Here is a 23,118-nt window from a genome sequence, read left to right on the forward strand (position 1 = left end):
CGCATGAGTACCGCCCCCCTCCCCTCCGTCCGCCGCACCGTCCTCGTCACGGGTGCGGGCCGACGGCTGGGCCGCGAGATCGCGCTGGCGCTCGCGGCGGGCGGCTGGCAGGTGGCGGTGCACTACCGCAGCTCGCGCGCCGAAGCCGAGAAGACGGCCGCCGATTGCGCCGCGCGCTCGGGCGATTCGGCGCTCTTCGAAGCCGACCTCGAGGACGAGCACGCCACGCGCGCGCTGCTGCCCCGCGTGGCGGCGCGTTTTCGCACCGTCGATGCCGTGGTCCACAGCGCGGCCCTCTTCGAGCACGACGACACCGCCAGCTTCGGCTACGCGCTCATGGAGCGCCATGCCCGCAGCAACACGGGCGCGGCCATCCTCCTCGCGCAAGCGCTGCACGACCACCTCGCACGGCGCGATGCGCAGGGCGCGGTCGTGCACCTGCTCGACCAGAAGCTGTGGAACCCGAACCCCGATTTCCTGAGCTACACGCTCTCCAAGGCCGCGCTGGAAGCCGCCACGCCGATGCTCGCGCTGGCCCTGGCGCCGCGCGTGCGGGTGGTGGGCGTCGCGCCCGGCCTCACGCTGCCCAGCCACATGCTGGACGACGACAAGTTCGCGCAGTTGCACAAGCTGTCGCCGCTGGGCCGCTCCTCCACGCCGGCCGACGTGGTCGCCACGGTGAAGTTCGCGCTGGAGAACGGCTCGATCACCGGCACCACGCTGCTGGTGGACGGCGGCCAGCACCTGATGAAATTCGAGCGCGATTTCTCGCTCATGTGAAGAACGACTGCGAGCAACCACCATGTCCTCCGCCCACACCCCCCACACCCACGGCCGCCAGACCCTCACCCTGCTGGGCCTGCGCTTCAACGCCAACCTGGGCATCCTGGACCACGAGAAGGTCGCGCCGCAGCCGATCCAGGTCGATGCCGAACTGAGCATGGGCCAGCAGCCGCTGCTGCCGCAGGACGACAACATCTTCCACGTGCTGGACTACGGCAAGGTGCGCCTGATCATCATCGACGAGTGCACGGCCGAGCACGTCAACCTGCTGGAGAGCCTGATCGGCAAGGTGGTGCACCGCCTCTTGCAACTGCCCGGCGTGCTGGGCGTGCGGGTGAAGATCGCCAAGCTCGAAATCTTCGACGACTGCGAAGTGGCGATCCGCATGGAAGCCGGGGAATGGTGATCCAAGGCAAAATTGGGGGTCTTTCCCCCGAATTGCCTGAAGTAGCCCACCAATGAATGCCGTCTGGATCGACGAAGCGCCTGCCGACGCCGCGACCGTCGCCGCGCCCACCAACTCGCTGAAGATCGAGCGCGAAACGCACAAGCTGGAGAAGCGCCTGTGCCGCGAAGTCGGCCGCGCCATCGTCGACTACAACATGATCGAGGAGGGCGACAAGGTCATGGTGTGCGTCTCGGGCGGGAAGGACAGCTACGCGATGCTGGACATCCTGCTCAAGCTCAAGGCGCGCGCACCGATCCACTTCGACATCGTCGCGGTCAACCTCGACCAGAAGCAGCCCGGTTTTCCCGAAGAGGTGCTGCCCAAGTACCTGAGCGAACTCGGCGTGGCCTTCCACATCGAGAACCAGGACACCTACAGCATCGTCAAGCGCGTCATTCCCGAGGGCAAAACGACCTGTGGCCTCTGCAGCCGCCTGCGCCGCGGCATCCTGTACCGCGTGGCTGACGAGCTGGGCGCGACCAAGGTGGCGCTGGGCCACCACCGCGACGACATGCTGCAGACCTTCTTCCTCAACATGTTCTTCGCGGGCAAGTTGAAGAGCATGCCGCCCAAGCTGGTGAGCGACGACGGCAGGCACATCGTGATCCGCCCGCTCGCCTACGTGGCCGAGAAAGACCTGGTGCGCTGGGCGCAGCACCGCGAATTCCCGATCATTCCCTGCACCCTGTGCGGCAGCCAGGAAAACCTGCAGCGAAAGCAGGTCGGCGAAATGCTGCGCGAGTGGGACAAGAAGCACCCCGGCCGCGTGGAGAACATGTTCACCGCGCTGCAGAACGTGGTGCCATCGCACCTTCTGGACGGAACGCGGCACGACTTCAAGGGTCTGAAGGCGACGGGCGTGGCCGACGACGACGGCGACAAGGCCTTCGACACGCCCTCCTACGACTTGCTCTCCCAGGCACCCGCAGCCCTTCGCATCGTCCAGGGCTGATCCGGCTACCCAGGGGAATTTGGGGCATCGCTGCCCGGAGACCCTTCATGAAACGTGCATTCCCAGCTCTTCTTTTAGTAGCAACAGTCGCCCTCGGCGGCTGCGCCACCTCCTGGGTGGTCGACAGCGACGTGAAGAGTTTCTCTTCGCTCTCCACCGTGCCGCCCGGCGCCACCTACCGCTTCGAGCGCCTGCCCTCGCAGCAGGCCGACACCGCCCGGCAGGACTCGCTCGAGGCGATGGCCGCCGCGGCGCTCGACAAAGTGGGCCTGCGCCGCGACGACGCCAAGCCGCAGTACAGCGCGCAGATCGGCGCCCGCGTGACCGCCGGCCTCTCGCCCTGGGCCGATCCGTGGCTCTTTAATGGCCCCTGGGGCTATGGCTACGGCGGCGGATACGGCTACGGCCGCCGCTTCTACGGCGGCGGCTGGTACGGCGGCCCGGCCTACTTTCCGCCGGCGGCCAACCCCTGGTACGAACGCGAAGTGAGCATCGTGCTGCGCGAGGCGGGCTCCAACCGCGTGGTCTACGAAACCCGGGCCCGCAACGACGGCCCCTACAACGCGAGCGCGGCCATCCTGCCGGTGATGTTCCAGGCCGCGCTGCAGGGCTTTCCGAACCCGCCACAAGGCGAGCGCCGCGTGAACATCGACCTGGCCACGGCGAACAAGCCGGCGGCGAAGTGACGCGCTACCGGCCGCAAATGACGCACTTCTAGAATCGAGCGGATGCAAGAAGCCACCCGTTTGATCGCCGTTCGCCACGGCGAGACCGCCTGGAACGTCGACACCCGCATCCAGGGTCAGATCGACATCGGCCTGAACGCCACCGGGCTCTGGCAGGCGCAGCGCGCGGGCCGGGCGCTGGCCGACGAGGACATCGGCGTCATCTATGCGAGCGACCTCTCCCGCGCTTGGCAGACCGCCGAGGAAATTGCCAGGCCGCACGGGCTCGTCGTGCAGCCCGAGCCGCGCCTGCGCGAGCGCGCCTTCGGCCACCTGGAGGGCATGAGCTTCGCGGAGATCGAATCGACGCTGCCCGAAGACGCCCGTCGCTGGCGCGAGCGCGACCCTGAATTCGAACCCGTCGGCGGCGAGAGCCTGCTGACCTTCCGCGACCGCGTCACGCACGTGGCGGCCGAGCTGGCGGCGCGCCATCCGGGCCAGCTGGTCACGCTGGTGGCGCACGGCGGGGTGATGGACGTGCTCTACCGCGCCGCCACCCGCCAGGCGCTGCAGGCGCCGCGCACCTGGCAATTGGGCAATGCGGCCATCAACCGGATGCTGTGGACGCCCGAGGGCTTCAGCCTCGTGGGCTGGAGCGACATCGCCCACCTGGTGGCGGACACGCCGCTCGACGAGACCACGACCTAGCGACGGCACGATGGGCCGCTTGCCTTTCTCCGACCCGGGCAAGACGCTCCCATGAAAAGAACACATTCGCGCCCCTCGCCGTACGCCAGCTGGGATGCATCCCAGACGCTGTCTGCGCCGTGGACCGACGCCACGCATCTGGGAAGCTTCGTCACGCTGGAGGCCGGCGACACCATTGCGCGCGAAGGCGAACGGCACGACTACTTCTATCTTTTGCGATCGGGGTTCGTTCACTCCACGATCCAGCGAAGCAACGGCTCGGAGTTCCTGCTCGAGATCTTCGGACCGGGTGCGATTTTTGGCGAAGGCCCGGCGTTTGCCGACAGTCCTCGGCCCACGACGACCCGGGCGGTCGCGCCGGCCGTTCTCAGCCGCTATCGCCCGGCGGATGTCGCGCAGCAATTTTCTGGGCGTCCCGCGCTCGCGACCTCGTTGATCCAGCTGCTCGGCTTCAAGAATCACATGATCGTCGCCAAGCTTGCCAGGGTGGCCTCGGCGGCGCCCAGGGAGCGGATCATCGATCTGCTGCTGCGCGTGGCGCGCCTGCCATCGGCGCAGTCATCGCAACAACTCACCGTCGATCTGACGCACGAGCAGATCGGCGCCATGACGGCATTGAGCCGCGTCACCGTCACCCGCACGTTGAATGCGCTGGTGGGACAGGGGCTCATCGAAACGCGGGCCCGGCAGGTCAGCATCCCGAATGCGCCGGCCTTGCGGTGTTTCCGCGACGCGTCACCGTAAGGAAAAAGCCCACTTCCTGTATCGCTGGATACCGTCGAGACCTTCACCCGTCGCCATCATTCATTCCGTCACACACATGGATGCGAAGAGCGGAGGAGGGAACGGGAGGAGCCGTTGAAGAAGAGGCCCGCCTTCAGTTGGCGACGGCCCGGGTGTGACGTTTCGCAGGACTGCCAAAGTCCTTTCTGACCGGATGGCTCACGCTCATGGCCATCCGGCATCTTTTGGATCGCCCTCAGGCGTGCGAGGCGGCGGGGCCGCCCGCTGAGGTCGCGGCCTTCGCCTCGCCGGGCAGCTCGACCATCGGGCCGGTGCCGCTGTAGCGCGGCGCTTATCTGCGGGTCCGGATCTGCATCGCGCCCGCCTTGGCCGTGGGTGGCGCTTCGCCTTTATTTCCCAACGTAAGCAGGCTGAACGCGCGCCTGACGCTTCCCGGCGACCGAGCCGACGCCGCCGCAGCGCGCGCGTCCGCAAATCCTCGCGTTCGGTGCGATCCGCCACATCCGCGCTCCCTTTGATCGGCACAGAGCCGCCGGCCGCGCCCCGCAGCTCCCGACAATCGCTCGCCGTTTTTCAATCGATCAACGGCGCTCGATAGATCATCGTTATCAATGGGAGATTATTGTGAATACAAATTCAAGAAGGTCACCGAAGTTGTTCGCAACCGGGGCGCTCGCGCTGATCGTGGGCGCGCTGTGCGTGGCATGCGGCGGCGGCGGATCGGACGGGCCGACGTTTCCGGTCGTGATGGTGCCGCCGCCGGGCGCCACGGCGCCGGCTGAGACGGTTGCGGCAGCGCAGCCAACGCCGCCCGAAGCAGTGACTTCGACGCCGCCGAGGGTTCCCGTCGAGAGGCCACCGATCGCACCACTGGCCACGCCACCCGCCGCGCTGCCGGCCAGGCCGCATGAGGAAGGAGCGGCCGCACCCATCACTGCAGCGGCCACCGCGCCACCGACAGCAGCACCGGCGACTCCAGCACCAGCTCCAGCACCAGCTCCAGCTCCAGCTCCAGCTCCAGCTCCAGCACCAGCACCAGCTCCAGCACCAGCACCAGCACCAGCACCAGCACCAGCAGCAGCAGCAGCACCAGCAGCAGCAGCAGCACCAGCAGCATCAACGGCACCGGTGGCACCGATAGCACCCGCAACGCCATCCACTCCTGCGCCGGCGACACAACCAGCAGCACCGATCGTCGCACCGGTACCGCCACCCGCCACGTCCTCCACCGACCTGCCCCGAAACGCCTTTGAACAAGAGGCGCTCGATGCGCACAACAAGGCGCGGGCCGAGCAGCACCCAGTGCTTTCGAGTCTGACGTGGTCCGCGGCACTGCAAGCGGACGCGCAGGCTTGGGCGGACCAGTGCAAGTTCTCTCACTCGGTTCCCGCCGGCCAGGGGCAGAACCTGTACATGGCGACGGGCTTGTCCGCAAGCGCCACCAGCGCCGTGGATAGCTGGATGCTCGAGAAAAACTTTTACGATCCCGGCGCCAACCGTCCCGAAAACATGAGGTGCTATCCCGGCCAGGTCTGCGGGCACTACACGCAGGTCGTCTGGCACAGCACCACGGCCGTCGGTTGCGCAAAGAAGGCATGCACCGGCATCACCGACCAGGACGGCAAGGACCTCGGCGCCGGCACCATCCTCGTGTGCAACTACAGCCCCGCCGGCAACATCGCCGGCCAATCGCCGTTCCCACCGAAGTAAGGGTGGCCTGATCAGGCCTGCGCGTGCGAGGCCGCGTGCCCCGCGGCACCGGCCTCTGCCTGGGCCTTCGCCTCCCCGGGCAGCTCGACCATCGGCCCGGTGCCGCTGTAGCGGTCCAGCGCGAGATAGATCGCGGGCGTGATGTAGAGCGTGATCACCTGCGAGAAGATCAGCCCGCCCACCACCGCCACGCCCAGCGGCTGGCGCAGTTCGGCGCCGGCGCCCAGGCCGAGCGCGAGCGGCAGGGCGCCCATCAGCGCGGCCAGCGTGGTCATGAGGATGGGGCGAAAGCGCAGCCGGCAGGCTTCGCGGATCGCATCGACCGGCTTCATGCCTTCGGTGCGCTGCGCATCGAGGGCGAAGTCGATCATCATGATCGCGTTCTTCTTCACGATGCCGATCAGGAGCAGGATGCCGATGGTGGCGATCAGCGTGAGGTCGAAGCCGAAGATCTTCAATGACAGCAGCGCGCCCACGGCCGCCGAGGGCAGGCCCGCCAGGATCGTCAGCGGGTGGATGTAGCTCTCGTACAGCACGCCCAGCAGCACGTAGATGACCAGCACCGCGAGCACCAGCAGCACCGCCTGGCTCGATTGCGAACTCTGGAACACCGCCGCATCGCCGCCGTAGGTGGTGATGATCGACTGCGGCATGTTCAGCTCGCTCTTGAACTGGTCGATCTTGGCGGTCGCGTTGCCCAGCGGCACGTCGGGTGCGAGGTTGAACGACACCGTCACCGCCTGCAACTGGCCCTGGTGGTTGACCGAGGTCGGCCCCACGGTGCGGTTGATGGTGGAGAAGGCCGACAGCGGCACCAGCTTGCCCGAGGTGCTGCGCACCGACAGGCGCGAGACGTCGTCCTCGAACTGGCGGTCGTTGTCGGCCGCCGAAAGAATCACCTGGTAGGTGTTGCTGGCCGCGTAGATGCTGCCGATCTGCCGGTCGCCATAGGCGTTGTAGAGCGCGGTGCGCAGGTCCCCCACCGCCACGCCGAGCACGCCGGCCTTGTCGCGGTCGATTTCCAGCGTGGCCTGAAGGCCCCGGTTCTGCGAATCGCTGGTCACGTCGCGAAAGGCCGCATCGGCGCGCATGCGCTCCATGAGCTTCGTGGCCCAGGGCACCATTTCGCCGGCGTTCACGCTCTGCAGCGTGTACTGGAAGCGCGCCTTGCTCTGGCGACCGCCCAGGCGCAGGTTCTGCACCGGCTGCATGTAGACGGCGATGCCCGGGATCTCGCGAAAGCGCTGGCGCAGCGACTCGAGCACCTTGGCCATCTGCGGGCGCTCGCTGCGCGGCTTGAGCACGGCGAAGAGGCGCCCCGAGTTCTGCGTGGCGGTCGGGCCGCCGACGCCGACGAAGGAGCTCACGTAATCGACGCTCGGATCGTCCTTCAGCGTCGCGGCCACGCGGTCCTGCAGCACCTTCATGGCGGTGAACGAAATGTCTTCGGCCGCCTCGGTGGTGATCTGGATCTGGCCGATGTCTTCCTCAGGGAAGAAGCCCTTGGGAATGGTGACGAAGAGCCAGGCGGTGACCACGAAGGTGAGGCCCGCGGCCGTGAGCATCACCCAGCGGTGCGCGAGGGTCCAGTCGAGCGTGCGCATGTAGTTGCTGTGCACCCAGCGGTAGCCGCGCTCGAAGGCGCGGCCGATGGCGGTGCCGGGCTCGGGGTGTTCCTCTTCGTGATCGAGCGCGCCCTCTTCGCGCGGCACGTGCTTCAGAAGCCGACTCGCGAGCATCGGCACCAGCGTGAGCGACACGATGGCCGACACCAGCACCGCCAGCGCCACCACCACTGCGAACTCGTGGAACAGGAGGCCGATGACGCCCGGCATGAAGAAGATCGGAATGAACACCGCCACCAGCGAGATCGAAATCGACACGATGGTGAAGCCCACTTCGCGCGCGCCGCGCAGCGCGGCGGCGAAGGGCTCCATGCCCTTCTCGACGTAGCGCATGATGTTTTCGAGCACCACGATCGCGTCGTCCACCACCAGCCCCACGGCCAGCGTGATGCCCAGGAGCGAGACGTTGTCCAGGCTGTAGCCGAAGGCGTAGAGCAGCGCCACCGCGCCGATGAGCGAAATCGGAATGGTCGCCGCCGGAATCAGCGTGGCCACCAGCCGGTGCAGGAAGAGAAAGATCACCAGCACCACCAGCGCGATGGTGCCCAGGAGCGTGAGCTGCACGTCGTGCACCGCCTCGCGGATGGAGAGCGAGCGGTCGTTCACCATCTGGATCTCGACCGACTGCGGCAGCTCCGCCCTGAAGCGCGGGATGAGCGCGCGCACCGCGTCCACCACCTGCACGGTGTTGGCATTGGGCTGGCGCTGCACGGCCAGCGAAATGGAGTCCTGGCCGTTGAAGCTGCTGGCGGTTTTCACCGATTCGAAGCTGTCCTCGATGGTGGCCACTTCGTCCAGCCGCACCGGCGCGCCGTTGCGCTGGCCGACGATGAGCTTGGCGAAATCGGCCGCCTTCACCAGCTGGCGGTTGGCCTGGATGGTGAGCGTCTGGCGCGGGCCGTCGAGCACGCCAACGGGCGTGTTGGCATTGGCCGAATTCACCGCCTTGGCCAGTTCGTCGAGCGTGATGTTGCGGGCGTTGAGGAGGTCGGCGTTCGCCTTGATGCGCACCGCGAAGGCCTTGCGGCCGTACACGCCCACCTGCGCCACGCCGTCGATGGTCGAGAGCGTGGGGGAGATGAGGTTCTCGGCGTAGTCGTTGAGCTCGGCCGGGTTCATCGACGGCGAGATCAGCGCGATGAAGAGCACCGGCGCATCGGCCGGGTTCACCTTGCGGTACGAGGGAAGCTGCGTCAACTCCTGCGGCAGCTGGCGCTGGGCGCGCAGCAGCGCGGCCTGCACGTCGACGGCGGCGGCGTCGATGTCGCGGCTGCTGACGAATTCGAGCGTGAGCGAGGTCACGCCCTGGGTGTTGACCGAGCTGATGGTCTGCAGGCCCGGGATGGTGGAGAACTGCTTCTCCAGCGGCAGCGCGACCGATGACGCCATCGTGTCCGGACTGGCGCCGGGCAGCTGCGCGTTGACGTTGATGACCGGCGTGTTGTAGCTGGGCAGCGCCGCCACGGGGATGCTGAAGTACGCAAAGATGCCGACCACCACCACCGCGGCAGACAGCAGCACCGTCATCGCGGGACGACGGATGCAGAGCTCCGAGATGTTCATGCGCGTTCCCGCTGCGCCGGCTTGACGTCGGTGCCGTCGGACGAGGCCGCGCTACCGGGCGTCACGCCCGTGGTGCCGTTGGGGGCGGTGCCCGGGCCGCCCGCCCCACCGGTCTTCGCATCGACGCGGACCTTGCCACCCGGGCGCACGTTCTGGCTACCCTCGATCACGACCTGCTCGCCGGGCTCCACGCCGCTCACGGCCACCTTGGTGCCGAAGGTGTGCAGCGTCTTCACCTTGCGGCGGGTGGCGGTCTTGGCCTGGTCGACCACGTAGAGCGAGGTGCCGTCGGACAGCATCATCAGCGCCGCGGCGGGCACCACGGTGGCGCCGCTCAGCGTGCGCACGGTGATGCGGGTGCCGACGAACTGGCCCGGCCACAGGCCCTGGTCGGCATTGGCGAACACAGCCTTGGCGCGCACGGTGCCGATCTGCGGATCGACGGTGTTGTCGACGAAATCGAGCGAGCCGATGAGCGGCGTCTTGCGCCCGGTGACGAGCGCCTCGACCGGCGAGCGGCTGCGCGCGGCTTCCAGCAGGTCCTGCAGGTTGCCTTCGGGCACCGGGAAGCTCACTGCGATCGGGTCGAGCTGCGTGACGGTGACCAGCGAGAGCGTCGGCTGCACCAGCGTGCCCGGGTAGATGTTGACGGCGCCGATGCGCCCGGCGATCGGCGCGCGAAGGGTTGCGTAGCCAAGCGCCACCTGCGCCGATTGCACGGCGGCGCGGTCGGCCGCCACGGCGGCGCGCTGCGCCTCGAGCTGCGAGAGCGTGGCGTCGGCGGCGCTCTTGGCGATGAAGTTCTGGGCGACGAGGTCCTGGCTGCGCTTGTACTGGCGCTCCAGGTCGGCCATGGTGGCCTCGTCCTTTTGCTGCTGGGCGCGGGCGCGGGCCAGGTTGGCCTGGTCGTTGCGGTCGTCCAGCGAGAAGAGCAGTTGGCCCGCCTTGACGAACTGGCCTTCCTTCACATGCACGGCGCTGACGGTGTTGGTGACCTGCGGGCGCAGGTCGACGCTGTTCAGGGACACCACGCTGCCGTTGACCTGCACCGTGACCGGCACGTCCTGCTTTTCGGCGGTGGCCAGGGTCACCAGGGCGGGGGCGCCGCCGCCGCCCGGGGCGCCATTGCCTGCGGCAGCGGTCGTCTTCGCGTTCTTTGACCCGAGCTTGTCTCCGGACATGCTCCACCACCCGCCTGCGACGGCTACGATCAACACACCCGCAAGGGCAATGGCAGCATTTTTCTTCATGGGGTTCTTGTGCACTTTGGGCTGACACTGGCTATTGAATCAGCGCCCGACTCACGGCGTTCATGGTTCCCGTAAAGAAATGTAAAGCAGGTCAACCGACAAGCCCGCGCTCAACCTGCTGTGACGGCAAAAGGGGACCATCGACCCCTCGTTAAAATCGCCGCTCCACAGCCTCTGGATATACCCCATGAACCGCTGCAAGAAAACCACGAATGCCCTCGCTTTGACCGCGTTTTGCGCCCTCGCCGCAAGCGCCGCCCTTTTCCCCCTGCAAGCCAGCGCGCAGGACGAAGTGCCCCGTCCCCAGACCCAGAACGAATCGCTCAACGGCGGGCGCAACTTCCCGATCGGCACGCTGCGCGGCAAGTTCATGGTGACCAGCGCGCCCGACGTCGAACTCGACGGCAATGCCGACCGCCTGGGCGCCGGCGCCCGCATCCGCAACCCGCAGAACATGCTGGTGATGCCCGGCGCGATCATTGGCCAGAAGTACCTGGTGAACTACACGCGCGATGCCGCCGGCTTGCTGCGCGAGATCTGGATCCTCACGCCCGAGGAAGCCGTGGCCAGCCGTGAATCGCTGAACAAGCCGTTCCTGAACATCTGGCCGTTCACCACGAACGACACCCTCAATACGCAGTAATCCGCTGCAGGAAAAAGAGGCGGCGCGGTCCTTCCGCGCCCGCCGCGCCTTCCGTTCCCGGAGGGCACAGAGAGCACCCCATGAAAAAAGTATTCATCAAGACCTTCGGCTGCCAGATGAACGAGTACGACTCGGACAAGATGGCCGACGTGCTGAACGCCGCGCAGGGCTACGAGCCGACGCAGAACGTGGACGAGGCCGACCTCATCCTGTTCAACACCTGCTCGGTGCGCGAGAAGGCGCAGGAAAAGGTGTTCTCCGACCTCGGCCGCGTGAAGCACCTGAAAGCCAAGGGCGTGAAGATCGGCGTGGGCGGCTGCGTGGCGAGCCAGGAGGGCGCGGCCATCATCGCGCGCGCGCCTTACGTCGATATCGTGTTCGGCCCGCAGACGCTGCACCGCCTGCCCGAGATGCTGAACGACCGCGAGCGCCTGAACCGCCCGCAGGTGGACATCAGCTTTCCCGAGATCGAGAAGTTCGACCACCTGCCGCCCGCGCGCGTGGAGGGCGCGACCGCCTTCGTGTCGATCATGGAAGGCTGCTCCAAGTACTGCAGCTATTGCGTGGTGCCCTACACCCGCGGCGAGGAAGTAAACCGTCCGCTGGACGACGTGCTGGTGGAAATCGCGGGCCTCGCGGACCAGGGCGTGCGCGAGATCACGCTGCTCGGCCAGAACGTGAACGCCTACCGCGGCCGCATGGGCGACACCGCGGAAATCGCCGACTTCGCGCTCCTCATCGAATACGTCGCCGAGATCCCCGGCATCGAGCGCATCCGCTACACCACGAGCCATCCGAACGAGTTCACGCCGCGGCTCATCGAGGCCTACGCCAAGGTGCCGCAGCTGGTGAGCCACCTGCACCTGCCGGTGCAGCACGGCAGCGACCGCATCTTGATGGCCATGAAGCGCGGCTACACCGCCATGGAATACAAGAGCACGGTGCGCAAACTCCGCGCCATCCGCCCCGACCTCGCGCTCTCCAGCGACTTCATCGTCGGCTTCCCCGGCGAGACCGACGACGACTTCGCCAAGATGATGAAGCTCATCGACGACTGCCAGTTCGACAACAGCTTCAGCTTCATCTTCAGCCCGCGCCCCGGCACGCCGGCCGCGGCGCTCAAGGACGACACGCCGCACGAAGTGAAGCTCGCGCGCCTGCAGACGCTGCAGCGCGTGATCGACGGCAACGTGCGCCGCTTCGGCGATGCGCTCGTGGGCAGCACGCAGCGCGTGCTGGTCGAGGGCGCTTCGCGCAAGGACGCCAACGAACTGATGGGCCGCACCGCCTGCAACCGCGTCGTGAACTTCGAGGGCGACGCGCGCCTGGTCGGCCAGATGACCGACCTGCGCATCACGCGCTCGCTGGCCTACACGTTGCGCGGCGAAGTGGTGACGCGCGAATCGTCGCCGGTGCTGCAGCAGCCCGCCGTGGCGCTCGCCCACTGATGGCGAAGCGACCGTCGATCCGGGGCTCTTTCCAGCAGCTCCTGCTTTTTGCCTTTCTGTTGATCACCGCGCTCCTGGTGGGCGTGGCGCTGCGCTCGGTGTTCCAGTACGACGCGCTCATGACCCAGAGCCGCGATGCCGCGGCACGCGCGCTTCGGCTTTCGGGCGCGTCCCAGTCGCTGGCCGAACGCAGCGCGGCCATGGAACGCGCCGGGCGCCAGTCGCTGGTGCTCAACGACGCGGTGCTGCGCCGCCGCTTCGACGAGGCCGCGCGCGAATCGCACCAGGTGCTCGAGCGGCTCGAGAAGAACGGCCTCATGCCCGCCAGCATCGAGATGTGGCGCGCGCAGCTGGGCGTGATCGAGGGGCTCATGAGCGGCAGCGCCGACAGCGCCCTCACGCGCGAGAGCAACATGGCCATGCAGTTCCGCGAACTCGACACGCTCAACACCAACCTCGCGCAGCAGGCCCAGTTCCTCATCGAAACGCAGAACGACGCGCTCGCCAAGCGCATCGAGAACGCGCGCCGCCGGCTGATGCGCGAAGTGGTGGCCGCGAGCGTGCTGGCCGTGGTGCTGGCGCTGGCCTTCGGCATCTGGCTCGCGCGCCCGTTCAAGCGCATGGAGCACGCCATCGTCGGCCTCGGCCAGAACCGGCTGGACGTGCCCATCGACATCCGCGGCCCGGCCGACGTGCGGCGCGTGTCGCAGCAGCTCGAATGGCTGCGGCTACGCCTGACCGAACTGGACGCCGACAAGGCGCGGTTCCTGCGGCACGTGTCGCATGAACTCAAGACGCCGCTGGCCGCGTTGCGCGAGGGCGTTTCGCTGCTCGAAGACGGCGTGACGGGTCCGCTGAATCCGGCGCAGCTCGAGGTGGCGCAGATCCTGAACCAGAACACCGTCTCGCTGCAAAGCCAGATCGAGGCGCTGCTGCGCTTCAACGCCGCCGCCTTCGAGGCGCGCGAACTGCGCCGCGAGCGCATCGAGCTGCTGCCGCTCATCGAGGAGCAGATCGAAGCCCAGCGGCTGCAATGGCAGGCCCATGGCTTGCGGGTGCGCGCCGAGGGCGAGCCGCTCGCGCTCACGGTCGATCGCACCAAGCTGGGCACGGCGATTGCCAACCTGCTGTCCAATGCGATCCGCTTTTCGGTAACGGGGGGTGTCATCACGCTGGCGGTATCGGCCACGCCCGAAGCCGTCTATATCGACGTGAACGACGCCGGGCCGGGCATTGCCGAGGGAGATCGCGACCGGATCTTCGAGCCGTTCTTTCGCGGCGAGCGCCAGCCCGAGCACACGGTCAAAGGCACCGGCATCGGACTTTCCATCGTGCAGGAGTACATTGCAGCCCACGGGGGCCGCATCACGCTGCAGCCTGGCGGGCCCGGTGCACGTTTTCGCATCGAGTTGCCGCGCACGGCCTGACCGCTGCCCCACCTTTGCCGGCACGCCCCGCTCTGATTCACCGCTTCGCACCCCTTCGCCCCTTTTTTCGACCCATGTCTTTTTCGTTCGTCCGCAGTCCCACCCTCGCAGCGGCGTTGGCCATGCCTTTCGCCCTGTTGCTGGCCGCCTGCGCCACAAGCCCCAAGCCTCCCGCCGAGGCCGATGCGCTGCCCCCGCCGGCCGTCGTGCCGCGCGTCATGCCGGTCGAGGCCGAGCCCCGCGCGCCCGCCACGCAGCCCGCGTCGCTCTTCACGCTGATGACCCAGGGGCCGCAGGCGGCCATGCTGTCGTATGCCGACAAGGTGCGGCCGCTCGGCGGCGGCGAGCTGAGCGGGGAGATCGCGCGCATCGGCGACCCCGGCGATTCGCCCACCACGCAGATGCAGCTGGCGATCTTGTTGTCGCAGACGCGCGTGCCGGCCGACCTGGCGCGTGCGCTCGGCCTGCTGCAGCGCGTGATCGCCAACCCGTCGCCCGAGGCGCAGCCCCTGCATCCGCTCGCACGCGCGCTGGCCGCCCGCTACCTGGAGCAGCGCCGCGTCGAGGACGACCGCGACAAGCAGGTGCAGCAGCTGCGCGACAGCCAGCGCCGCATCGACCAGCTCAACGACCGCATCGAAGCGCTGCGCGCCATCGAGCGCAGCTTCGCGCGGCCCGCCGCCACGCCGGCACCCGCAGCCGCGCCTGCACCGGCGACCAACGGAACCAGGACAAGTCCATGAGTACCGCCCGGCCGCCTGAAGGTACGCGCGCCGCAGTGCGCAGCGCGGAGGTTTTCCGATGAGTACCTCCGGCGCCCGCCTCCTGGTGGTCGACGACGATCCGGACATGCTGCGCCTGATCTCGATGCGGCTGGTGTCGGCGGGCTACCAGGTCACGGCGGTGACCTCGGCCGAAACCGCGCTCACCCAACTGGAGATCGAGCACCCGCAGCTGGTTCTGAGCGACGTGCGCCTGCCGGGGCGCGACGGCCTCGCGCTCTTCGATGAGATTCGCAAGCGCCACCCCTCGCTGCCGGTGATCCTGCTCACCGCGCACGGCACGATTCCCGACGCGGTAGAGGCCACGGCGCGCGGCGTGTTCACCTATCTCACCAAGCCCTACGACGCTCGCGAGCTGCTCGACAAGATCGGGCAGGCGCTGGCACTCGGCGCCCCCGCCAGCACGCCGGCCAAGGGCGGCGACGAAAGCTGGCGCGCCGAGATCGTGAGCCGCAGCAACCGCATGGCAGAGCTGCTGGCCGAGGCGCGCATGGTTGCCAAGTCGGACGCCTCGGTGCTGCTGCGCGGCGACTCGGGCGCCGGCAAGGAACTGCTCGCGCGCGCCATCCACAAGGCCAGCGCACGCGCCGACAAGCCGTTCGTGGCGGTCAATTGCGGGGCCATTCCCGAGGCGCTGCTCGAGTCGGAACTGTTCGGCCACATGAAGGGCGCCTTCACGGACGCCCACGCCAACCACAAGGGCCTGTTCCAACAGGCCGACGGCGGCACGCTGCTGCTGGACGAAATCGGGGACATGCCGCCCGCGCTGCAAGTGAAGCTGCTGCGCGTGCTGCAGGAGCGCGCCGTGCGGCCGCTGGGCGCGAGCCAGTCGATCGAGGTCGACGTGCGCATCGTCTCGGCCACCCACCGCGACCTGGACGCCGCGATGGAGGCGGGCCAGTTCCGCGAAGACCTCTATTACCGCCTGAACGTGGTGACGCTCACGCTGCCGCCGCTGTCGGCGCGGCGCGAAGACATTCCGCTTTTGGCCAACCACTTCCTGCAGCGCCTGTCGACGAAATACGGCAAGCGGCTCTCCGGCTTCGCGCCCGAGGCGCTGAAGGCGCTGACCACGGCCGCCTGGCCGGGCAATGTGCGCCAGCTGTTCAACGTGGTCGAGCAGGTGTGCGCGCTGTCGAGCTCGCCGCTGATTCCACTGGCGCTGGTGCAGCGCGCGCTGCGGGTGCCGACGGTCGAGGTCCAGACCTACGCCGACGCCAAGCAGCGTTTCGAGCGCGATTACCTGGTCGGCCTGCTCAAGCTGACCGACGGCAACGTCGCCGATGCGGCCCGTCTGGCCGACCGCAACCGGACCGAGTTCTACCGTCTTTTGCAGAAGCACGAGCTCACGCCGGGCCACTTCAAGGCCGACGCTGTCGCTCCTGGGTCGGACCCTGTCGCCGAGTAGCGACGCCCCTAAGTCGTTGATTTCAAAAGACATATCCCACCGGCCTCCAAGGCTTGTCGGGATTCGGCGACAAAAACAGGGGTTTTGAGGGCCTGCGGCAGGCCTCCTCACCGAAAACCGCACCCAGATCGCTCCAAGTCGTTGATCTGAAAGCGTTTTTCCAGGCTGGCACAGGGTTTGCCCCTGTACTAGCATGACAGCACTTACCAGCCCATCTTTCGCACTGCGCCCGCAGCGCGACGGCCTGCGTCAAAAGCAGTTTTCCCTCTCGCGGCCCCGCGCCGCGGGCTATTCCCAAGCGGCGCTCGCCAGCGCCGGCGGCGCCGAGCCGGATTGCGTCATCAAGCGCTTTCCTGCCATTGGCGACACCCCTTCCCTCGACAAGCAACGTTGGTAAATCACATGAAGCCCACTGACTTCTCCCAACTGAACGTGCTGACCGAAGCCGATTTCTCGCACCGCAGCCCGGTCCGCGAAGAACGCCATCCCAATTCGGTCACCGCACCGCCCGTCAACCGCGGTTCGATGACGCCCCGCCCCTGGCGCGGTTTCTGGAACAGCATCGGCACCGCCCTCCTGGTCAAGCTCGGCGCAGGCCGTGCGGCTGAAGACGGTGAAGGCGCTGAATCCGCCGAATCGGCCCAGCAGGTCAAGCAGCCGTGGCAGCGCGCCGCGGCCCGCCGCCGCAACGCCTTCATGCTGCTCACCGTGCTGAGCACCGTGATCGCCTCGACGCTTTTTGCCGGCGTGCAACCCGACTACGACAACGTCTGGCTCGAATACGGCCAGATCGGCCTCTACGGCCTGCTCTCGGGCTGGGTCGTGACCGGTTTCGTGACCGCCCTCATGGGCTTCTACGTCTCGGTGCGCGGTGACAAGCACGCGCTGTCGGCCAAGCAGGTCGCCAACCACCCGATGAACCCCGAGGCACGCACCGCGATCATCATGCCGATCTGCAACGAAGACGTTGCCACGGTGTTCGCGGGCCTCCGCGCCACGTGCGAATCGGTCGCCTCCACCGGCCACGCCAGGCAGTTCGACGTGTTCGTGCTGTCCGACAGCTACAACCCCGAGACCGCCGCCGCCGAGCGCGCCGCCTGGGAAGACCTGCGCGCCGCGCTCGCCGACAGCCCGAACCAGCCGCAAGTGGAGGTGTACTACCGCCTGCGCACCCGCCGCACGCACCGCAAGGCCGGCAATGTGGCCGACTTCTGCCGCCGCTGGGGCAAGGACTACCGCTACATGGTCGTGCTCGACGCCGACTCCGTGATGAGCGGCGACTGCCTGACCTCGATGGTCAAGCTGATGGAAGCCAACCCCACCGCCGGCATCATCCAGACCGCGACGCAGGCCATCGGCCACGTCACGCTGCACGCCCGCGCACAGCAGTTCGCCTCGCGCGTGACGGGTCGCCTGTTCACGCTGGGCATGCAGTTCTGGCAGCTGGGCGAATCGCACTACTGGGGCCACAACGCGATCATCCGCGTCGAGCCCTTCATGAAGCATTGCGCGCTGGCCTCCATCAAGGGCACCGGCGGGATGTCGGGCGGCATCATGTCGCATGACTTCGTCGAAGCCGCGCTGATGCGCCGTGCCGGCTACAACGTGTGGCTGGTGTCCGACCTGGTCGGCAGCTACGAGCAGCAACCGCCGGACCTCCTGGCCGAGCTGCAGCGCGATCGCCGCTGGTGCCAGGGCAACCTGCAGAACGCCCGCCTGATGGCCGAGCCCGGCATCCACCCGGTGCACCGCGCGATGTTCGTGACCGGCACCATGGCCTATGTGTCCGCGCCGCTGTGGCTCGCGTTCCTCACGCTGGGCACGGCCCTGTGGCTGAGCGGCTCGAGCCTCGTGTCGAGCTGGAGCGTGCTGCCCGCCGAACTGGCCGGCCTCTGGGTCTGGACCCTGTGCCTGTTGTTCCTGCCGCGCGTGCTGGGCATCGCTGCCGTGCTGATGCGCGGCGAGCAACGCCAGTACGGCGGCACCTGGGGCCTGGTGAAGAGCTCGGTGCTCGAAAGCGCCCTGGCCATCGTGCAGGCGCCGGTCCGCATGCTGGCCCACTCGCTGTTCGTGCTGGTCGCCCTCACCGGCATCAAGCTCGACTGGAAGTCGCCCCCGCGTGAAGCCAACGCCGTGCCCTGGAAGATCGCTGCCACGCAACTGGCCCCGATGACGCTGGTGATCGGCATGCTGGCCGTCGGCGTCGCGATGATCGACCCGAGCGCGCTGATCTGGCTCATGCCTGTCGGCCTGCCGCTGCTCCTGGCGATCCCGCTGACCGTGCTGACCAGCCAGATCGCGCTGGGCACCACGCTTCGCGACCGCGGCTTCTTGCTGATTCCCGAGGAATCGCGTTCGCCGGCCGTGCTGCGCCGCGCCTGGATGCATGCGCTGCGCCTGGCTCGCCCCGCATTGGCTGCGGCCTGAAATGGCCTGATGCGCTGAAGACACAGCACCCACGAAAAGCCGGCCTCAGGGCCGGCTTTTTTCATGGATCGAGGGAGCGGATGCTGCATCGCTGGGCGCTGCGCGCAGTCCATCGAGGCGCACGCGAGACTGCATGAGGTGCACTGGCCTGAAAACGAAGAAGCCCGCCGGGGCAGTCCCCGGCGGGCTTCTGTCTATTTGCGTCTGGCTGTCCAGCGATGTGCGCGGCTCAGAACGGCAGCTTGGGACCGCCGGGGCCACCCATGCCGCCCATGCCCTTCATGCCGCCCATCTTCTTCATCATCTTCATGAGGCCGCCGCCCTTCATCTTCTTCATCATCCCCTGCATCTGCTCGAACTCGTTGAGCAGGCGGTTCACTTCCTGAACCTGCACGCCCGCGCCGGCCGCGATGCGGCGCTTGCGCGTGGCCTTGAGTAGCTCGGGCTTGCGGCGCTCCAGCGGCGTCATGCTCTGGATGATTCCTTCCTTGCGGCGGATGTCGCGCTCGGCGCGCGTCATGTCGGCTTCGCTCGCCTTGGCGGCCATCTGCGTGGGGAGCTTGTCCATAAGGCTGGAAAGGCCCCCCATCTGCTTCATCTGCTGCAGCTGGCCGAGGAAGTCGTTCAAATCGAAGCCCGCGCCGCTCTTGACCTTGGCCGCGAGCTTCTGCGCCGCCACCACGTCGACGCCGGCCGTGACCTGCTCGACCAGCGCGACGATGTCGCCCATGCCCAGGATGCGGCCCGCATGGCGCTCGGCGTCGAACACCTCCAGGCCGTCGATCTTCTCGCTCGTGCCCGCGAACTTGATCGGCACGCCCGTGACTTGCCGCACCGACAGCGCCGCGCCGCCGCGCGAATCGCCGTCGGTCTTGGTCAGGATGATGCCGGTGAGCGGCAGCGCCTCCTTGAAGGCACGGGCGGTGTTGATCGCGTCCTGGCCCTGCATGGCATCGACCACGAAGAGCGTCTCGACCGGATCAAGGGCGGCGTGCAGCTGCTTGATTTCGGTCATCAGCACTTCGTCGATCGCGAGGCGGCCGGCCGTGTCGACCAGCAGCACGTCGAAGTAGTGGCGCTTGGCGTGGTCGAGCGCGGCGCGCGCGATGTCCAGCGGCTTCTGGTCGGGCGTGCTCGGGAACCACTCGGCGCCGGCCTGCCTGGTCACGGTCTTGAGCTGCTCGATGGCGGCCGGGCGGTACACGTCGCCCGACACCGTGAGCACCTTCTTCTTGCGCTTCTCGATCAGGTGCTTGGCCAGCTTGGCGGTGGTGGTGGTCTTGCCCGCGCCCTGCAGGCCCGCCATCAGGATCACCGCGGGCGGCTGCGCCGCGAGGTTGATGTCGGAAATGCCCTCGCCCATGGTGGCCGCGAGCTCGCGGTTCACGATGCCCACCAGCGCCTGGCCCGGCTTGAGCGAGCCCAGCACTTCCTGGCCCAGCGACTTCTCCTTCACCCGGGCGACGAAATCGCGCACCACGGGCAGCGCCACGTCGGCCTCCAGCAGCGCCATGCGCACCTCGCGCAGCATGTCCTGCACGTTGCTTTCGGTGATGCGGGCCTGGCCGCTCATCGTCTTGACGAGGCGGGAAAACTTTTCTGTAAGGGCGGTGGCCATGAGCGGGGATGCCTTGCTGCCCGCTGCGGCGGGCCGGATGGAAAGTCTGAAAGACGAGGGGAGAACGTGAAGTCGGGCGCGGGGAACGCAAGGTCCAGCCGGTACACTCCGGCCGATGATTTTAGCGATCCCCTCCCCACTCGGCGTGGCGCTGGGCATCGCCACCGCGGCGGCCTACGGTTTTGCCGCTGCTGCGGGTGCCCGGCTCAGCCGTCAAACCGTCCAGTGGGCCCTCGGAATTGCGTGGCTTCTGCATGCGACCGTGCTGGCGCATGGACTGATCGGCAGCGAGCCGCGCTTCGGCTTTGCCCCCGCGCTCTCGGTCACGGCCTGGCTGGTGCTCACGGTCTACGCGATCGAAAGCCGCATGTATCCCCAATTGAAGGTGCGGCGGGCGCTCGCCTGGCTGGGAGCGGCCGCGGTGCTGCTGGCCATCCTGTTTCCGGGCACGCCGCTGCATGTCACCGCCTCGCCGTGGCTGCCGTTGCATCTCGCGCTGGGGATCGCCTCCTATGGCCTCTTCGGCGCGGCCGTGGTGCATGCCTGGCTGATCACGCGTGCCGAAAAGCAGATCCGCCTGACCACCGGCACGGCCCCCGAAGGCGGCGTGCCGCTGCTCACGCTGGAGCGCCTGACCTTCCGCTTCGTGACCGCCGGTTTCGTGCTGCTGTCGGCCACCCTGCTGGCCGGCCTGCTGTTCACAGAACAGCTCTACGGCGCCGCGGGCCGCGCCTGGAAGTGGGACCACAAGACGACTTTCTCCGTGCTCGCCTGGGTCACCTTCGCGGTCCTCCTGATCGGCCGCGCGCGCTTCGGCTGGCGCGGCCGCACGGCCCGCCGCGTGCTGTACGCCGGCTCCGCCCTGTTGCTGCTGGCCTATGTGGGTTCCCGCTTCGTGCTCGAAGTGGTGCTGGCACGTCCTCCCGTATGAAATACCTCCTCGTCCTCGCCGTGCTCTGGATCGCCATCTGGCTCTGGCGCAAGAACCGGCGCGAAGAAATGCGCGACGCGCAGCGCGAGCGCATGGCCAAGGCGCAACAACGGCCGGCCGCGCCGACCGCCGTCGGCGCCCCGCAGGCCATGGTGCGCTGCGCCCATTGCGGCCTGCACCTGCCTGCCAGCGATGCCATCGCCGGGCCCGACGACGCGGTCTACTGCAGCACCGCGCACCGTCAGGCCGCCGTCGCGGCGCGCGGCTGAGCACGCCTTCCGCTCCATGAGCACCCCCCTCTGGTCGCGCGGCGAGCCGGTCACCGACTGGGACGTGCTCGAGCAAGGCGGCAGCGAGAGCACCGCGCTCTTGCGCCTGTGGCGCGGCTTCATGGCCGCGCGCTGCTTCGTCGCGCTGGTGCTGGTGGTGCTGCAGGGCGTGGCCTTCGCGCTCGGGCAGACGATGCAGGCGGCGGCCATCGCCATCTCGGCCAGCTACCTGGTGGCCACCTGGCTGGAGATGCGCTATGCGCACTTCGAGCCGCCGATCCGCAGCTTCTCCACGATGTGGCTCGTGACCATCGGCGTCGACCTGGCCACCTTCACCGCGCTGCAGGTGCTGCAGGGCGGCAACGTCAACTACACGCCGCTGTTTGCATTGCCGGTGCTCATGAGCGCGGTGCTCGGCACGGTGATCGTGAGCCTGGGCACCACGGCCACCGTCACGCTGCTGCTGCTGGCCGATGCGGGATGGCACTGGCTGCAGCAGCCGGGCGATTCGTCGGCCCGCTTCGTGCAGGCGGCGCTCACCGGCACCGGCCTCTTCGTGGTGGCGCTGCTCGCGCACGAGTTGGCGCGCCGGCTCGCGCGCGAAGAGGCGGTGGCGCAGCGCAACCGCAGCAGCGCGCAGATGCAGGCGGAGGTCAACGACCTGGTGATCGAGACGCTCGCCGAAGGCGTGCTGGTGATCGATGCCGAAGGCATGGTGCATGCGGCCAATCCGGCGGCCGACGCGATCCTCGGCCAGGGCCTGGCGAAACTCTCGCTGCCATTCGCGCTGCACGCGCAACCCGCCTGGCATGCGCTGGCCGCGCTCTCGCGCCAGACCTTCGCACGCCGCGCGCCGCAGTCCGAAGAAATTCCCGTCGCGCAGGCCCGCGGCGCCGCGCGCGAAGTGCGCGTGCGCACCCGGCTCACGCCCACCAGCGACAAGCGCGCCGACAGCCTCTGCGTGATGTTCCTGCAGGACCTGCGCGAGCTCGAGGCCCGCATCCGCACCGAGAAGCTGGCCGCGATGGGCCGCATGTCCGCCGCCGTGGCGCACGAAATCCGCAACCCGCTGGCCGCCATCGCGCAGGCCAGCGCGCTGCTCAGCGAAGACTTGACCGACCCCGCGCACCGCAAGCTCACCGACATGGTCCAGCACAACGCGCAGCGCCTGGCCCGCATCGTGGACGACGTGCTCGACGTTTCGCGCGCGCGCCAGCAACGCGTGCTCTCGCTGGGCGAACAGGTGGTGCTCGACCCCGCGGTGCAGGTGCTGGCCGACGAATGGGTGCGCCAGACGCAGCGCAAGGGCGTTCTCATCGCGCTCGATGCGCCCGGCATCGACGTGCGCTTCGACGCCGAGCACCTGCGCCGCCTCCTGGTGAACCTGCTGGACAACGCATCGCGCTATGCGGGCAAGGGCGAGGGCGCGATCCAGGTCATCACCACGCTGCAGCGCGCGGGCACCAACCGCCCGGCCCTGCAGGTGTGGAGCGACGGCGCGCCGCTGGAGCCGGCGGTCCAGCGTCATCTGTTCGAGCCCTTCTTCTCGTCCGAGAGCCGCTCCAGTGGCCTGGGCCTGTTCCTGTGCCGCGAGCTGTGCCGGCGCCATGGCGCCACCATCGGCTATGAGCGGCGGGCGCTCGCGGCGGGCGGCCCCGAGGGCAATGAATTCTTCGTGAGCTTTGCCGCCAGCGAGAACCGGCTGACACAATAGCGT

Annotated in this window: 21 protein-coding genes; 17 read left to right on the forward strand and 4 right to left on the reverse strand. The window is 68.1% G+C overall.

The genetic code is table 11. The features are described from left to right. Nucleotides 1-3 precede the first annotated feature (3 nt). From ACZYRS_RS28035 to ACZYRS_RS28060, 6 genes are read left to right on the forward strand one after another with little or no spacing between them, the layout of a single operon-like run. Complete coding sequence (locus tag ACZYRS_RS28035) at nt 4-780, forward strand: SDR family oxidoreductase (protein WP_463421823.1); 777 nt, start codon at nt 4-6, stop codon at nt 778-780. A gap of 22 nt (nt 781-802) precedes the next feature. Continuing rightward, the gene (locus ACZYRS_RS28040; protein WP_463421824.1) at nt 803-1,189 is read left to right on the forward strand and encodes a dihydroneopterin aldolase; all 387 of its coding nucleotides are present in this window, start codon (nt 803-805) and stop codon (nt 1,187-1,189) included. A 52-nt stretch (nt 1,190-1,241) separates the two neighbouring features. Further along, a complete protein-coding gene (gene ttcA, locus ACZYRS_RS28045) occupies nt 1,242-2,183 on the forward strand; it encodes a tRNA 2-thiocytidine(32) synthetase TtcA (RefSeq protein ID WP_463421825.1) in 942 nt (313 codons plus the stop codon). A gap of 47 nt (nt 2,184-2,230) precedes the next feature. Further along, nucleotides 2,231-2,869, forward strand: coding sequence for a DUF4136 domain-containing protein (locus ACZYRS_RS28050; protein ID WP_463421826.1), 639 nt, complete (start codon nt 2,231-2,233; stop codon nt 2,867-2,869). 42 nt (nt 2,870-2,911) lie between these two features. Continuing rightward, nucleotides 2,912-3,556: a histidine phosphatase family protein gene (locus ACZYRS_RS28055; RefSeq protein ID WP_463421827.1), complete on the forward strand. Its 645-nt coding sequence runs from the start codon at nt 2,912-2,914 to the stop codon at nt 3,554-3,556. A 51-nt stretch (nt 3,557-3,607) separates the two neighbouring features. Further along, complete coding sequence (locus ACZYRS_RS28060; RefSeq protein ID WP_463421828.1) at nt 3,608-4,300, forward strand: Crp/Fnr family transcriptional regulator; 693 nt, start codon at nt 3,608-3,610, stop codon at nt 4,298-4,300. A 931-nt stretch (nt 4,301-5,231) separates the two neighbouring features. Here ACZYRS_RS28060 and ACZYRS_RS28065 read toward each other — a convergent pair. After that, on the reverse strand, nt 5,232-5,489 hold the full coding sequence (locus ACZYRS_RS28065) for a hypothetical protein (protein WP_463422566.1): 258 nt from the start codon (nt 5,487-5,489) through the stop codon (nt 5,232-5,234). Between ACZYRS_RS28065 and ACZYRS_RS28070 the strand changes: the two genes are divergently transcribed. Beyond that, on the forward strand, nt 5,429-6,010 hold the full coding sequence (locus tag ACZYRS_RS28070; protein WP_463421829.1) for a CAP domain-containing protein: 582 nt from the start codon (nt 5,429-5,431) through the stop codon (nt 6,008-6,010). The genes ACZYRS_RS28065 and ACZYRS_RS28070 overlap by 61 nt on opposite strands. An 11-nt stretch (nt 6,011-6,021) precedes the next feature. Here the strand turns inward: ACZYRS_RS28070 and ACZYRS_RS28075 are convergent, their stop codons facing one another. Together ACZYRS_RS28075 and ACZYRS_RS28080 are read right to left on the reverse strand one after the other, a co-directional pair. Continuing rightward, nucleotides 6,022-9,198 carry an efflux RND transporter permease subunit gene (locus ACZYRS_RS28075; protein ID WP_463421830.1) on the reverse strand — a complete coding sequence of 1,059 codons (3,177 nt, stop codon included), beginning with the start codon at nt 9,196-9,198 and terminating at the stop codon, nt 6,022-6,024. After that, complete coding sequence (locus tag ACZYRS_RS28080; protein ID WP_463421831.1) at nt 9,195-10,379, reverse strand: efflux RND transporter periplasmic adaptor subunit; 1,185 nt, start codon at nt 10,377-10,379, stop codon at nt 9,195-9,197. Before ACZYRS_RS28080 ends, ACZYRS_RS28075 begins: the two co-directional genes overlap by 4 nt. A gap of 361 nt (nt 10,380-10,740) precedes the next feature. On the opposite strand from ACZYRS_RS28080, the gene ACZYRS_RS28085 reads away from it, so the two are divergent. From ACZYRS_RS28085 to mdoH, 7 genes are all read left to right on the forward strand, one after another. Beyond that, nucleotides 10,741-11,091 carry a hypothetical protein gene (locus ACZYRS_RS28085; protein WP_233101981.1) on the forward strand — a complete coding sequence of 117 codons (351 nt, stop codon included), beginning with the start codon at nt 10,741-10,743 and terminating at the stop codon, nt 11,089-11,091. Between the two features lie 80 nt (nt 11,092-11,171). Continuing rightward, the gene (miaB, locus tag ACZYRS_RS28090; protein ID WP_463421832.1) at nt 11,172-12,539 is read left to right on the forward strand and encodes a tRNA (N6-isopentenyl adenosine(37)-C2)-methylthiotransferase MiaB; all 1,368 of its coding nucleotides are present in this window, start codon (nt 11,172-11,174) and stop codon (nt 12,537-12,539) included. After that, complete coding sequence (locus tag ACZYRS_RS28095; RefSeq protein WP_463421833.1) at nt 12,539-13,966, forward strand: sensor histidine kinase; 1,428 nt, start codon at nt 12,539-12,541, stop codon at nt 13,964-13,966. The genes miaB and ACZYRS_RS28095 overlap by 1 nt, the downstream gene beginning before the upstream one ends. Nucleotides 13,967-14,040: 74 nt before the next feature. Next, nucleotides 14,041-14,709, forward strand: a complete 669-nt coding sequence (locus ACZYRS_RS28100) for a hypothetical protein (RefSeq protein WP_463421834.1) — start codon at nt 14,041-14,043, stop codon at nt 14,707-14,709. Nucleotides 14,710-14,767: 58 nt separating this feature from the next. Continuing rightward, nucleotides 14,768-16,156: a sigma 54-interacting transcriptional regulator gene (locus ACZYRS_RS28105; RefSeq protein WP_463421835.1), complete on the forward strand. Its 1,389-nt coding sequence runs from the start codon at nt 14,768-14,770 to the stop codon at nt 16,154-16,156. Between the two features lie 193 nt (nt 16,157-16,349). Then, a complete protein-coding gene (locus tag ACZYRS_RS28110; RefSeq protein WP_198787993.1) occupies nt 16,350-16,553 on the forward strand; it encodes a hypothetical protein in 204 nt (67 codons plus the stop codon). A 5-nt stretch (nt 16,554-16,558) separates the two neighbouring features. Continuing rightward, the gene (mdoH, locus tag ACZYRS_RS28115) at nt 16,559-18,583 is read left to right on the forward strand and encodes a glucans biosynthesis glucosyltransferase MdoH (protein WP_463421836.1); all 2,025 of its coding nucleotides are present in this window, start codon (nt 16,559-16,561) and stop codon (nt 18,581-18,583) included. 229 nt (nt 18,584-18,812) lie between these two features. On the opposite strand, the gene ffh is transcribed toward mdoH, so the two are convergent. After that, entirely contained in the window at nt 18,813-20,201 is a 1,389-nt protein-coding gene (ffh, locus tag ACZYRS_RS28120) for a signal recognition particle protein (RefSeq protein WP_198787995.1), read from the reverse strand. A 115-nt stretch (nt 20,202-20,316) separates the two neighbouring features. Here ffh and ACZYRS_RS28125 point away from each other — a divergent pair, with 115 nt between their 5' ends. The 3 genes from ACZYRS_RS28125 to ACZYRS_RS28135 are packed head-to-tail and all read left to right on the forward strand — an operon-like array spanning nt 20,317 to nt 23,115. Beyond that, complete coding sequence (locus ACZYRS_RS28125; protein ID WP_463421837.1) at nt 20,317-21,132, forward strand: cytochrome C assembly family protein; 816 nt, start codon at nt 20,317-20,319, stop codon at nt 21,130-21,132. Beyond that, entirely contained in the window at nt 21,129-21,401 is a 273-nt protein-coding gene (locus tag ACZYRS_RS28130) for a PP0621 family protein (RefSeq protein ID WP_013539480.1), read from the forward strand. The genes ACZYRS_RS28125 and ACZYRS_RS28130 overlap by 4 nt, the downstream gene beginning before the upstream one ends. A gap of 16 nt (nt 21,402-21,417) precedes the next feature. After that, on the forward strand, nt 21,418-23,115 hold the full coding sequence (locus tag ACZYRS_RS28135) for a two-component system sensor histidine kinase NtrB (RefSeq protein ID WP_463421838.1): 1,698 nt from the start codon (nt 21,418-21,420) through the stop codon (nt 23,113-23,115). Nucleotides 23,116-23,118 lie beyond the last annotated feature (3 nt).

It is taken from the genome of Variovorax sp. AC194 (assembly GCF_979257995.1).

Coding starts and splice junctions, on each gene's coding strand:
- ACZYRS_RS28060 (WP_463421828.1), top strand. CDS start 3,608: ATGAAAAGAACACATTCGCGCCCCTCGCCGTACGCCAGCTGGGATGCA.
- mdoH (WP_463421836.1), top strand. CDS start 16,559: ATGAAGCCCACTGACTTCTCCCAACTGAACGTGCTGACCGAAGCCGAT.
- ACZYRS_RS28135 (WP_463421838.1), top strand. CDS start 21,418: ATGAGCACCCCCCTCTGGTCGCGCGGCGAGCCGGTCACCGACTGGGAC.
- ACZYRS_RS28080 (WP_463421831.1), bottom strand. CDS start 10,379: ATGTCCGGAGACAAGCTCGGGTCAAAGAACGCGAAGACGACCGCTGCC.
- ACZYRS_RS28125 (WP_463421837.1), top strand. CDS start 20,317: ATGATTTTAGCGATCCCCTCCCCACTCGGCGTGGCGCTGGGCATCGCC.
- ACZYRS_RS28035 (WP_463421823.1), top strand. CDS start 4: ATGAGTACCGCCCCCCTCCCCTCCGTCCGCCGCACCGTCCTCGTCACG.
- ACZYRS_RS28130 (WP_013539480.1), top strand. CDS start 21,129: ATGAAATACCTCCTCGTCCTCGCCGTGCTCTGGATCGCCATCTGGCTC.
- ttcA (WP_463421825.1), top strand. CDS start 1,242: ATGAATGCCGTCTGGATCGACGAAGCGCCTGCCGACGCCGCGACCGTC.
- ffh (WP_198787995.1), bottom strand. CDS start 20,201: ATGGCCACCGCCCTTACAGAAAAGTTTTCCCGCCTCGTCAAGACGATG.
- ACZYRS_RS28040 (WP_463421824.1), top strand. CDS start 803: ATGTCCTCCGCCCACACCCCCCACACCCACGGCCGCCAGACCCTCACC.
- ACZYRS_RS28095 (WP_463421833.1), top strand. CDS start 12,539: ATGGCGAAGCGACCGTCGATCCGGGGCTCTTTCCAGCAGCTCCTGCTT.
- ACZYRS_RS28105 (WP_463421835.1), top strand. CDS start 14,768: ATGAGTACCTCCGGCGCCCGCCTCCTGGTGGTCGACGACGATCCGGAC.
- ACZYRS_RS28075 (WP_463421830.1), bottom strand. CDS start 9,198: ATGAACATCTCGGAGCTCTGCATCCGTCGTCCCGCGATGACGGTGCTG.
- ACZYRS_RS28050 (WP_463421826.1), top strand. CDS start 2,231: ATGAAACGTGCATTCCCAGCTCTTCTTTTAGTAGCAACAGTCGCCCTC.
- ACZYRS_RS28100 (WP_463421834.1), top strand. CDS start 14,041: ATGTCTTTTTCGTTCGTCCGCAGTCCCACCCTCGCAGCGGCGTTGGCC.
- ACZYRS_RS28110 (WP_198787993.1), top strand. CDS start 16,350: ATGACAGCACTTACCAGCCCATCTTTCGCACTGCGCCCGCAGCGCGAC.
- ACZYRS_RS28055 (WP_463421827.1), top strand. CDS start 2,912: ATGCAAGAAGCCACCCGTTTGATCGCCGTTCGCCACGGCGAGACCGCC.
- miaB (WP_463421832.1), top strand. CDS start 11,172: ATGAAAAAAGTATTCATCAAGACCTTCGGCTGCCAGATGAACGAGTAC.